The organism is Rudanella paleaurantiibacter, assembly GCF_009184635.1.
Lineage (GTDB): Bacteria > Bacteroidota > Bacteroidia > Cytophagales > Spirosomataceae > Rudanella > Rudanella paleaurantiibacter.
The window spans coordinates 1,109,145-1,121,306 of the sequence record NZ_WELI01000001.1; the positions used below are offsets into that span (position 1 = coordinate 1,109,145).

General features: G+C 58.1%; 6 protein-coding genes. All 6 read left to right on the plus strand.

Going from position 1 to position 12,162, the window contains the following annotated elements:
- Positions 1 to 31: 31 nt before the first annotated feature.
- Positions 32 to 799, plus strand: a complete 768-nt coding sequence (locus tag F5984_RS04275) for a cupin domain-containing protein (RefSeq protein WP_152123167.1) — start codon at positions 32 to 34, stop codon at positions 797 to 799.
- 158 nt (positions 800 to 957) lie between these two features.
- Positions 958 to 2,091 carry a FecR family protein gene (locus tag F5984_RS04280; protein ID WP_152122997.1) on the plus strand — a complete coding sequence of 378 codons (1,134 nt, stop codon included), beginning with the start codon at positions 958 to 960 and terminating at the stop codon, positions 2,089 to 2,091.
- A gap of 101 nt (positions 2,092 to 2,192) precedes the next feature.
- Positions 2,193 to 5,720: a TonB-dependent receptor gene (locus F5984_RS04285; RefSeq protein ID WP_152122998.1), complete on the plus strand. Its 3,528-nt coding sequence runs from the start codon at positions 2,193 to 2,195 to the stop codon at positions 5,718 to 5,720.
- A gap of 6 nt (positions 5,721 to 5,726) precedes the next feature.
- Positions 5,727 to 7,433, plus strand: coding sequence for a RagB/SusD family nutrient uptake outer membrane protein (locus F5984_RS04290; RefSeq protein ID WP_152122999.1), 1,707 nt, complete (start codon positions 5,727 to 5,729; stop codon positions 7,431 to 7,433).
- 25 nt (positions 7,434 to 7,458) lie between these two features.
- Positions 7,459 to 10,470 (plus strand): SusC/RagA family TonB-linked outer membrane protein, encoded by a 3,012-nt coding sequence (locus F5984_RS04295; RefSeq protein ID WP_152123000.1) that lies wholly within the window; start codon positions 7,459 to 7,461, stop codon positions 10,468 to 10,470.
- A 10-nt stretch (positions 10,471 to 10,480) separates the two neighbouring features.
- Positions 10,481 to 12,124: a RagB/SusD family nutrient uptake outer membrane protein gene (locus tag F5984_RS04300; protein WP_246168813.1), complete on the plus strand. Its 1,644-nt coding sequence runs from the start codon at positions 10,481 to 10,483 to the stop codon at positions 12,122 to 12,124.
- The last annotated feature ends 38 nt before the right edge of the window (positions 12,125 to 12,162 follow it).

Here is a 12,162-nt window from a genome sequence, read left to right on the forward strand (position 1 = left end):
TTTAAACCGTTTCTGTATGCCCATGTTCCGTATGCGAGCCAGCTTGTTGGGGCTCATCCTGCTTGTATGTACCGCCCTGCTTGCCGGTGCCCAACCCATACCGTCGGGGCGTTACGGCTGGAACGAAGCCCCCGTGACCCGCAAGCCGTATACAGAGCAACGAACCTTGCTGGAAGGCCGCACTACGGACTTCCGACACCTGAAAATTCATGCGACCACGCTCGCCCCGAAGCAGGCCCCGCACCCGGCTCACCGGCACGACGACGAGGAGCTAATCATTGTAAAGCAGGGCGAGCTGACCGTGACCATTATGGGCAGTACCACCGTACTCGGCCCCGGCAGTATCGCCCTGATTATGCCCGGCGACGAGCACGGTTTTGCCAACCGGGGCGATGTGCCGGCCACGTATTACGTGATGCGGTACCAGTCTGAAGCCCCGGCCGATGCCGAGCGAGGCCGCCGGGCCGGTGGGTCGTTTAGTGTCGACTGGAAAGAGGTGGCCTTTCAGCCGCATGACAAAGGAGGCATCCGACGGATGTTCGACCGGGCTACGGCCATGAGCAAACGATTCGAAATGCACGTAACCACGCTGCGTCCGGGCTTGTGGAGCCACCCTCCCCATACGCACCGGGCAGCCGAAATTATTCTGATGATCGACAACTCGGCGCAGGAAAGCATCGACGGCACCTTGTACCCCGTTTCGGTGGGCGACTTGCTCTTTCTGGAGGCCAATGTGCCCCATGCTATTCAGAATACAGGAGGCAAGGCGTGTATGTACTTTGCCTTTCAATTTGAGTAAAGGCTGGGAGGGCGGCTAAAAATAGATACCATTTTTTAAAGAAGTTTTTCGCCACAAACGTTTGCAGTTGTAAACTTTCCGGGAATTCTTACAATCATTTAGGGTTTACCCCCCTTTCAAACGACATATCGGGCAACTACCTATCTCCCTTCGCCCTCATGTCTGTAGATGATTTTATCCATTTGCTACGCCGATATGGCCAGCAGGAGTGCTCTCCCGATGAGGTCGACTTGATCGAGCGGTGGTACGACCGGCTCCGGGCCGATGTAGAGCCCCGCCTGACCCCCGATGAGCGATTTGCCCTTCAGCAATACCTCTGGCAACGTATCGAACGGCGTATGCATATGGCCGAAGCCGTTGCCGAACTCGAACCTGCCCTGGCCTTTGCCGATGGCCCCGAACTGATTCGGCATCCCTCAACCATAGAGGCCCGGCGGTGGCCGCGGCTGAGCCGTTGGGCCGTAGCGGCTACGGTGGTGGTAGTCGGGATGGGGGCTGCCCTGTCGTATTACCTCGACAACCGCGACCTGACTGTGCGCGAGGCCTTACCGGCTCTGACCGAATTGGTCGTACCCAAAGCCGATGGTACCGATGAATGGCGCAACACCACCCGAAAAAGCCAGAAAATCACGCTCGACGACGGCAGTACCGTACAGCTCGAACCCGGTAGCCAACTGCATTTTACGGCTCCCGAAGCGGGTACCAAACGCGAGGTATGGCTCACCGGCCGGGCGTTCTTCTGCGTGAAGCGCGACGAAAAACGGCCGTTTCTGGTCTACACCGGTGCCGTTGTGACGCGGGTATTGGGCACGAGTTTCTGGGTGAATGCCCCCGCCAATACCTCGGCCGTCGATGTGTCGGTTCGTACGGGGCGGGTGTGGGTGTCGCGGTCGACGGGTGGGTCGGTGGCCGAAACCGGAGCCATTCCCGACGGCCAGGGGGTGGTACTGACGCCCAATCAGCAGGTTACGTTTTACACCGACAAAAGCCAGTGGGATACCGGCCTGGTGGCCCGGCCCGAACCGCTCAAGGTGGAGGGAGGAGCCCCGGCCGAGATCCGGTTTGGGTTTGACGAAAGCCCGCTGCCCGATGTGCTCAAAGCCTTTGCAGACCAATATGGTATCCAGATCACGGCGGCCGACAACCTGCTCGAAAACTGCCGGTTTACGGGCGACATCAGCGGTCAGCCTTTCTTTACCCAGCTCGAACTCGTTTGCCGGGCTATCAACGCCAGTTACGAGGTGGTTGGTACCCGAATTCAGATCAGCGGCCCCGGCTGTAATCCATACTGAGATAGACTGTCTATGCCCATTCACCCAATCACGCATTCGCTAATTCACTCATTTACAATGTCAGTCAAACCGTTTTACCACATAATCCCTTCTGCCAATCTATGATGTTTTTCTACCCCACTCGACCGGGCCTGCTGGGCAGGATACTGACGTTGAGTTTGTCCCTGTGTCTGCTGACTCTGCTCACGGCCGTTGCGTATGGCCGCGAACCCGGCGGTCAGGATTTGCTGCAACGGCCCGTGACCATCAATGTGCAGGCCGTACCGATGAAAACGGCGCTCAAAGAGCTCGAACGCCTGACCGAAGTCCGAATTGTGTACAGCCCCAATACCGTGCCGGCCAACCGGCGGGTAAGCCTCTCGCTCACCAATCAGCGGTTGGCGGTGGCCCTCGAAACCCTGCTAAAGCCCGTTGGCCTAAACTATCAGGTGCTGAGCGGGCAGGTACTCATTACAACCCAGCCCCCGGCACCCCAGCCAACCCCCGACAATGGGCAGGCGCTGAACGAGTCGGTGGCGCCGGCTGAGCGTATCGTGACGGGTACCGTAACCGACGAGAAAGGCGAACGGCTACCCGGTGTAACGGTGGTGGTGAAGGGCCTGCAACGCGGGGCCACCACCAACGTGGAAGGTCAGTACCGGGTAAGTGTGCCCGATAACGTGAATGAGCTGGTTTTTAGTTACGTTGGCTACCTGACAAAAGAAGTGACGATCGGCAACAAAACCGCCGTGAACGTGGTGTTGCAAACCGACGAAAAGTCGCTCGAAGAGGTGGTCGTGGTGGGGTACGGTACGCAGAAAAAAAGCGAACAAACGGCCGCCATCAGCAGCATTGGAGGAGATGAAATCGTGAAAGCGCCCGTAACCGATGCCTCGAACGCACTCGTGGGGCGCGTGCCGGGCCTGTTTGCCCAGCAGATCAGCGGTCGGCCGGGTATCAACGGGGCCAACATCACCATCCGGGGCCGGGCTTCGACCAACTCGGCGGCTCTGATTATCGTGGACGGGGTGGAACGCCAAAGTTTCGGCGATATTGACCCGAACGAGATCGAGTCGATTTCGGTGCTCAAAGATGCCTCATCGACCGCCCTGTTTGGTATCAAAGGGGCCAATGGGGTTATTATCGTGACCACCAAAACGGGTAAAACTGGTAAGCCACGGGTATCGTACTCGGGCAACGTGGGCCGGGTTAACTTTACGCAGGTGCCTGAATTTCTGGACGCCTACGAGAGTGCCATGCTCCACAACGAAGGCGAAGAAAACCTGATCAAATACGGGTTGGTGCCGCCCAGTTTCCAGAAAGTGTTTACGGCCGAAGACCTCCGCATTTTCAAGGAAGGCACCGGCGATCGTCTGTTGTACCCCAATACCAACTGGTTCAAAGCCGTTACGCGCCCGTACTGGTTCCGTACGCAGCACAACCTGAACTTTACCGGAGGCTCCAAAGCGATCAAGTACTTCGTATCCATGGGCTATCTGTTTGAAGATGGCGGGTTTAAGGATTTTGATACGCCGTCGGGCTACAAAACCAACCCCTCGTACACCCGCTACAACTTCCGCTCCAACCTCGACCTGAACCTGACAAAAACTACCACGTTGAGCCTGCGTTTGGGTGGCCGTCTGGAAGGACGCTACTCGTTTGTAGCCAACTCGGGTCAGGGCGATTTGCGGCAGCGGTTCGAGAGTGGACCGGAGTACCTGCTTACCCGGATGTACGCCATCCCGGCCTGGATGATTCCGTTCTATCCCGAATACACCAACCCGAAAACGCCCGAAGACCGGCGGCTCGACAATACCCTTAACCATATTGAAGACTTCGGGCGGGCGGGTGTAAATACCTTCAATCCCTACGCCGTGATGAGGCGGAACGGGTACGCCGATTACCGCAACAACGCTATTGAAAGCGTGTTTGTGCTCGATCAGAAACTCGATTTCATCACCAAGGGGCTTGGTTTCAAAGCCACCTTCGGGTACGATGCCTACATTGCCGGGGTGCGGGGCCAAACGGGTGCCTACGCGGCCTATAACGTCGATCGGGCCACGGGCACGCTGGTGCTGGCTCGGAACTCGTTCGAAGATCCGCTCGGTGGCGTAACCTCTCAGAACTACGGCTACATCAAAACCAACCTCCAGCTGGCGCTCAACTACGCCCGGTCGTTTGGGAAGCACAACGTGTCGGGGGTAGCGGTGGCGCAGCGCGAGTTGCGCGGTGCCGAGGGCGCACAGGCTCCGTTTGCCAACGAAGGTCTGGTGTTGCGGGCCACCTACAACTATGCCAGCAAGTATTTTGTCGAGCTGAACGGATCGTACAACGGCTCTGAAAACTACCCAAAAGCCGAGCGATACGGCTTGTTCCCGGCTATCTCGGCCGGCTGGACCGTGAGCGAAGAGTCGTTTTTGAAAGGGGCTAAGTGGATCGACTACCTCAAGCTGCGTGGTTCATACGGCCTGATCGGATATGGTAACGTGGGCGGCACCCGCTTTATCTACCTCGACGAATACTCGAACGGCGGCAGTGACCCCGACGCCAGCGCCAACTCCATTCCGAACCGGCGCGTGCGTTTCGGTACGGCGAGTGCCAACGTACTTTACCCGGTGGTATGGCACAGCCGCTCGGGCAACCCCGACGTGACCTGGGAGAAGTCGATCAAGCGCAACTTCGGGGTCGAAGCGGCCTTCTTGCGCAACCGGCTCTCGATCACGGCTGATATTTTCGACGAAAAGCGGTACGACATTCTGCTCGCCCGTAACAACTCGGCTTTGGTGATCTACGGCGAATCGCTGCCGTCGAGCAACTACGGCGAGAACTACAACGCGGGTTACGAGTTCGAAACCAGCTTCAAAGACGCCAAGGGTAATTTCCGGTACGGCATCAACGTGCAGTACACCCACGCCAAAAACCGGATTGTGCGCACCGATGAACCCATCAATCTGCCCGAAAACCAGAAAAACACGGGCCAGGCTATCGGACAGTTCCGGGGGTACAAAGTAATCGGCTTTTACCAGAGCCTCGAAGACATCGCCAACAGCCCGCAGAGCCGGGTCAACGGGGCCGTGATTCCGGGCGATTTCAAATTCGCTGACCTGAACGAAGACGGCATTATCGACGATCAGGACCGGGCACCCATTGGCTACGCCGACGTGCCCCAGAACGTGTTCGGTATCGAGCCCAACTTTGGTTACAAGGGTTTTACCGTATCGGCCCTGTTTCAGGGGGTGACCAAGGTGAACTCCAACGTGTTTTTTGCGGGCGGTAACTACTACTCGGCCATGCTGAACCGCTGGACACCCGAAAACGCTCAGAACGCTACCTGGCCCGCTATTCGGCCCCGCTCGACGGCTGCACCCAGCTACTCGTTCAACGATTATCTGATGCAGGACGCCAGCTACCTCAAACTCCGCAACGTGGAGGTGAGCTACGCCGTACCGGCCGCTTTTGCCAAGCGCCTGAACATGGAAACCCTGCGGATTTACGTAACAGGCCAGAACCTGTTTACCTGGACCAAGTTTGTGGGCCTCGACCCCGAAAACAACCAGAACGGCACCGTTGCCGGCTCGTTCTTCGCGGGTCCGAACAATGCCATCCCCGTAAGCCGGACGTTTAACCTCGGTGTAAACATCCAATTCTGACGACTCATGAAATACCTTCATTATACCGCACTGATTTGCCTTGGGCTGAGTTTGGGGGCCTGCAAAGAAGACTTTTTGCAGCGAGACCCCGGTGTGGCCATCACGCAGGACGACGTGTTTGCCGACCCGGTGCTGGCCACCCGCTTTGCCGATAACACCTACAATTACCTGATCGACGATTTTGGCCGCCTGAGCGTGTTGCAGGCCTATAAAGGCACCACCGGTCAGTTTACGGATGAGGCCATTTTTGCCGAACCCAACACGGGACATGGCGTACTGACCATGAACCAGGGCAAGTTTCTGGATGGCTCTTCAACCGACGTGGTGTCGGTGTACACGCGTATGTATCAGGGCATCCGCAACGCCAACGTGATGCTGGCCAATGTAGACAAGGTGAAGTGGACCGAAGCCCAGAACGGCCCGCTCATTAAGGCCCAGCAACTGTTTCTGCGGGCATTTTTCTACTTCGAACTGATTAAGCGCTTCGGCGGGGTGATTCTGCTCGATAAGCCGCTCGCCCAGACCGATAACTTCGACCTGCCCCGCAACACCTACGACGAAACGCTGGCGTTTATCCTGAAAGACCTCGATGCCGCCGAAGCCATTCTGTCGTCTGAGAGTTGGGGGACGTTCTACACGCCGGCTACCGATTGGGGCACGGGCAACGGGGGCCGGGCCACCGTGGGGGCCGTGAAGGCCTTGCGTGCCCGGTTGCTGCTGATGGATGCCAGCCCGCTCAACAACCCGACGAACAACGCGGCCAAGTGGCAAAAAGCGGCCGATGCCGCCAAGTCGATTATGGACATGGGCCGCTACTCGCTGCATGGTCAGTACGGCACCATTCTGAACCAGGCTTCGTCGCCCGAGTACATCATGATTAAGGTGCGGGGACCGCGTTCGGGCAATGGTAGCTTCCTCGGCGACTTTATCATTCCGCCGTCGTTCGGGGGCGCGCAGGGGCAGCTCAACCCGACCCAGAACCACGTTGACCTGTACGAAATGGCCAACGGCAAGCCCATCACCGACCCCACGTCGGGCTACAAGCCGCAGGACCCCTACACCGGTCGGGACCCCCGTTTCTACGCCAACGTCATCTACAACGACCAGACGTGGCAGAACCGGAAAGTGGCCATGTGGGTCAACAACGCAACCAGTCCGGTTACGTTCGGGGTTGATTATCAGCCCGCTTCCAACAGCTACACCCGTACCCGCTACTACGTGAAGAAACTGTGGCCGGAATCGGTGCGGGGTGGTACCGGGGGCGCATCGGCGATTCTGAACTTTGTGTTTTTCCGGTACGGCGAAGTGCTGCTGAACTATGCCGAGGCTCTCAACGAGGCACAGGGGCCGGTGGCCGATGTGTACGCGGCCGTGAACCAGATTCGGAAGCGGGCCGGTATGCCCGACCTTCCGGTGGGTCTCACCAAAGATCAGATGCGGGCCCGAATCCATAACGAGCGGGCCGTTGAACTGGCCTTCGAGGAGTTTCGGTGGTGGGACATTCTGCGCTGGAAAAAAGGCGTCGAGATCATCCCCAAAACCATTACCGGTATGGATGTAGAGCGCCTGACGGCCACGACCTTCAAATATACCGTGATTCCGATGCCGGGAACCTACCAGCGGGTGTTTGAAGACCACATGCACCGGTACCCAATTCCCCGCAACGAGATTTTCAAGAGCAACGGCATTCTGAAACAAAATCCGGGCTGGTAAAGACCTATTCACGCAATCGTTTCCGATGAAAACATTTATAAATCCGCTTCTGGGGCTGTTATTGCTCAGTAGCACCGGCGTATTGGCCCAAAGCAAAGCAACCCTGTCGGGGAGCTTTTCGGGCGTAGTTACCGGCTCCGATGGCAAGCCGCTACCGGGGGCAGTGGTGGCTGTGCAGGAGGTGCGCGCCCAAACTGTTACCGATGCCGAAGGGCGCTTTGCGATCAACGCGGCCCTGGGCGATGTGCTCGTCATCCAGAAAAAGGGGTATCTGGCCCAGACCAAAACCGTGGGCGACGGCACCGCTTTTCGGGTTGAACTGCCCGCAGCTCTGACCGAAGCTGGCGACGACGACATTGTTCCGATTCCGTTTGGCACCCGCAAGAAGCGCGAGGTCAACATGGCTATTGGCACGTTTAGCACCCGCAACCTGCCGCAGATTCCGGTAGCCACCGCCAACGCTACGCTGGCCGGTCGGCTGGCGGGCCTGTACGTGCAGCAGTCGGGCTCGGCACCCGGCGCCGATGGGGCCAACTTTTTCGGGCGGGGAGCCTCTACCTTCGGACCCAACTCGCTGCGGGCGCTGGTAGACGGGGTACTGCGGCCGTTCAACGACATCGATATCAACGAGGTGGAGAGTATTACGGTACTCAAAGATGCGGCCTCGCTCGCCTGGTACGGCCTGCGCTACGGCAACGGCGTGGTGCTCGTAACCACCCGCAAGGGCAGCGCCACCCGCTCGAACCTTCAGTTTGATGTGCAGGGCGGGATTCAGGTTCCCGAAAAAATGATTCGGCCGCTTAACTCCTACGATTTCGGGCGGCTCTACAACGAAGCCCTCGTGAACGACGGTAGCCAGCCGATTTACGACGAAGCCACGCTGAACGCGTACAAGACTGGCTCGGATTTGTTTCGGTTTCCCGACAACAACTACGGTGAGTCGTTTCTGAACAAGCAGTCGGCCACGCAGCGGTATGTGCTCTCGGCCGATGGAGGGAGCAACGGGGTCCGGTATTTTGCCTTGCTGAGTTATTTCAATCAGGACGGTCTGTTTAAAAACGCGAAAACCGACGACTTCAACGCCAACATGGGCTTTAACCGGTTCAACTTCCGGGGTAACGTTGATTTCGACGTGAACAAGAACCTGACCGTGGGGCTCAACGTGGCGGGCCGCTCCGAAAATCAGCGGCAGCCCGGTAGTCAGGAAGCCGGTACGTTGCTGAGCTTGCTGTACAATACTCCGCCCAACGCGTTTCCGATTCAGAACCGCGACGGCTCGTACGGCGGTAGCGCTCAGTTTCAGAACAACCCGCTCGGGATTCTGCGCGACCGGGGCTTTACGAGTTTCGTGACGCGGGTGCTGATGGCGACCATCGACGTGCGCGAGAAACTCGACTTCTGGGTGCCGGGTCTGTCGGCAAATATCAATTTCAACTACGACATTCAGGGTACTTACTCGTCGGGCTTGAACCGCGACTATCAGGTGATCGATGCAACGGGGGCTAACCCGGTTATTTTCCGCAACCAGACCCCCCTCAGCTACCGCTCGGCAGCGTTTGGCGGCACCGCTCAGCGCAACGAAGCCTGGGCCGGTTTCGACTACGACCGCCGGTTTGGGCAGCACTCGGTAAAGGCTTCGCTGAAGGCCCAACGCAACGTGAGCTACACGCCTTCGCAGCTCGATTTCCGGGGGCAGGGCCTGTCGTCGCGGCTCGACTACTCGTTTAAAGATCGCTACTATTTCGGGTTTGTGGGCGGCTACTCCGGCTCCGAAAACTTCCCGCCCGACAAGCGGTACGGCTTCTTTCCGGCCGTTTCGGCGGGCTGGGTCGTGTCCGACGAGTCGTTCCTGAAACCGAACAAGCTGCTGAGTTACCTCAAGCTGCGTGCGTCGTACGGGCAGGCGGGGAGCAGCGACATTGGCGGCAGCCGGTTCCCATTCGAGCAGTTCTTTGCCCGCAACACGGGTGGAGGGGGCTACACGTTCGGAACGGGTTTCTCAGCTACCACATCGGCCAACGAGGTGTCGATTGCGAACCCCAACATTACCTGGGAAACCCTCACCACGCTCAACGCGGGCGTAGATTTCCACCTGTTCAACCACGCCATCACGGGCTCGGTCGATTATTTCATCAACAACCGTCGCGGTATCCTGACGCCCTCGGCCATCCCGAGCGTGCTGGGTAAAACGCTGGTTGTGAATGAGGGCGAGGTGGAAAGTAAAGGTGTTGACCTGACCCTGAACTACGAGAAGCAGCTGGGTCGGCTGTCGCTGTCGCTGTACGGGAATGCTACCATCACCGACGACCGCGTACTGGCCGAAAACGGGCAGGCAGGTTTACCCGGCTACCAGAGCACGGTGGGCCGGATTGTAGGCAGCCGGTTTGTGTTTGTGTCCGACGGCATTTTCCAGAGTCAGGCCGAAATCGACGCCAGCCCCCGGCAGGTGCTGTCGGGTCGGGTGGTGCCGGGCGACATCAAGTACAAGGACATTGGCGGGGTAAACGGCACACCCGACGGCATTGTGGACAACCTCGACCGGGTTCGGATCGACGAGCGCGACCGGCCTAAGTCGTACTTTGGTTTCGGTACGGTGGCCCGCTACGGTATTTTCGATATGCTGGTGCATTTTCAGGGGGTAGCTGGTCGTACCATTGATATTCAGGGGATTGTAAACTCAGGGCCGTTTAACTTCAACCAGGAGAGCCTCAACCGCTGGACGCCCGAAACGGCCGCTACAGCCCTGTACCCACGTCTGGGCATTTCAGACCGGGCCAACAACACCTCGGCTTCGGATTTCTGGCTCGTGCCGGGCGATTATGTACGGCTCAAGAACGTGGAGCTGGGGGCTACGCTGCCCAAGGGCCTGCTGTCGCGCTACCGTATGAAAAATGCGCGGGTGTACGTCGGGGGCTTCAACCTCATTTCGTTCGACAAGCTCAAACTCGACATCGACCCCGAACTGCCGGGTGCCGGACGAGGGAGTACCTACCCGTACGTAAAAACGTTTTATGCCGGTATCCGTACGTCGTTTTAAGCCTTTGACCATGAAAAAAATAGTATCCATTCTCTTCTCGGTAGGCATGCTCAGCACGCTGGTAGCCTGCAAAGACGACTTTCTGAGCTTTGATTTTACGGACGGAAATATTCGGGACGAAACCGAAATCTGGAGTTCGGACCGTAATGCGCGCGGCTTTCTGAGCAACGTGTATTTCGGGACGTTTAACCGGTACAACCTCGACGGTAACGGCTCCATGTTTTCGCAAGCCACCGACGAAGCCGTAAACTCAAACCTGAGCTCCAACATCAATATTTTCAATAACGATACCTGGGGCTCGCTACGGACCAACGACGATCAGTACGCCAACATGTACGATTATCTGCGCCGGGCTAATATTTTTCTCGAAAAAGCAGGGGAGAGTGCCATTAATCCGGCCTCGGATATTCCACGGTTGCGGGGCGAGGCTTTCTTCCTGCGGGCCATGTTCCACTTTGAGCTGATGCGTCGGTACGGGCCTATTGTACTGGCAACCCGGTCGTACACCCTGGCCGATAATCTGGACCTGCCCCGCAATACGGTCGAAGAGGTGGTGGCACATATTGTCCGCGATTGCGATTCGGCCGCGGTGATGGTAGCGCCGGGTGGTCTGGTCGATCAGGCAGCTGGCGACAAAGGGCGGGTGAGCCAAACGGCCGCTTTGGCCCTGAAAGCCCGCACGCTGTTGTACGCGGCCAGTCCGCTCAACAACCCCACCGGTGATGTGGCCCGGTGGCAACAGGCGGCTGATGCAGCCCGGGCCGTGATGGTGCTCAACAAACACTCGCTGCTGACGCAGGCCCAGTTGCCAAACCTCTGGAACTACGGCTCGCTGGCGTATAACAACGAGGTAATTTTTGCGAGCCAGACCGACAACAACAACACGCTGGAGCTGAACAATGCGCCCGTAGGGTACGATGGAGCCCGCGGGCGCACTAACCCGACCCAGGAACTCGTCGATGCGTTTGATGTACGGTCGACTGGCAAGCCCATCACCGACCCTACGTCGGGCTACAACCCGGCCAACCCGTACAACGACCGCGACCCCCGGTTGGGTCTGTTCATTATCGTGAACGGCGCGTCGTTCAAAGGTCGTCCGGTGGAGATTTTTGAAGGTGGCCGCGATAATGTGCCGACCAACGTGAACAACACCAAAACGGGCTATTACATGCGTAAATTCATGAGCGAGTCGGCGTTTTGGGGGGTAGGTACGGCCATCAACGTCCGGCGGCCGTGGGTTATTTTCCGGTATGCCGAAGTGCTGCTGAACTATGCCGAGGCTCTCAACGAAGCACAGGGGCCGGTGGCCGATGTGTATACGGCCGTGAACCAGATTCGGTCGCGGGTGGGTATGCCAGCCTTACCAGCGGGTCTTACCAAAGACCAGATGCGCGAGCGGATCCAGAAGGAACGGCAGGTGGAGCTTTGCTTTGAAGACCACCGGTTCTACGATGTTCGGCGGTGGCGCAAAGGTGAGCAGTTGTTCAACCGGCCCGTAACGGGGATGCGGATTGTGCGCAACGGCACCACGCTGACGTACATCCGTTTTCAGGTAGAAAACCGGATTTTCTCCGAGAAAATGTACCGATTCCCTATTCCGCAGGCTGAGCTTAACCGCGCTCCCCGGAACCTGAAGCAAAATCCGGGTTGGTAAGCTAACTCACCGACCCTAAAACGAGACACCGGCCCGCC

Excerpts from the sequence above, each read along its gene's own strand:
- F5984_RS04300 (WP_246168813.1), top strand. The coding sequence starts at position 10,481 with ATGAAAAAAATAGTATCCATTCTCTTCTCGGTAGGCATGCTCAGCACG.
- F5984_RS04280 (WP_152122997.1), top strand. The coding sequence starts at position 958 with ATGTCTGTAGATGATTTTATCCATTTGCTACGCCGATATGGCCAGCAG.
- F5984_RS04285 (WP_152122998.1), top strand. The coding sequence starts at position 2,193 with ATGATGTTTTTCTACCCCACTCGACCGGGCCTGCTGGGCAGGATACTG.
- F5984_RS04295 (WP_152123000.1), top strand. The coding sequence starts at position 7,459 with ATGAAAACATTTATAAATCCGCTTCTGGGGCTGTTATTGCTCAGTAGC.
- F5984_RS04290 (WP_152122999.1), top strand. The coding sequence starts at position 5,727 with ATGAAATACCTTCATTATACCGCACTGATTTGCCTTGGGCTGAGTTTG.
- F5984_RS04275 (WP_152123167.1), top strand. The coding sequence starts at position 32 with ATGCGAGCCAGCTTGTTGGGGCTCATCCTGCTTGTATGTACCGCCCTG.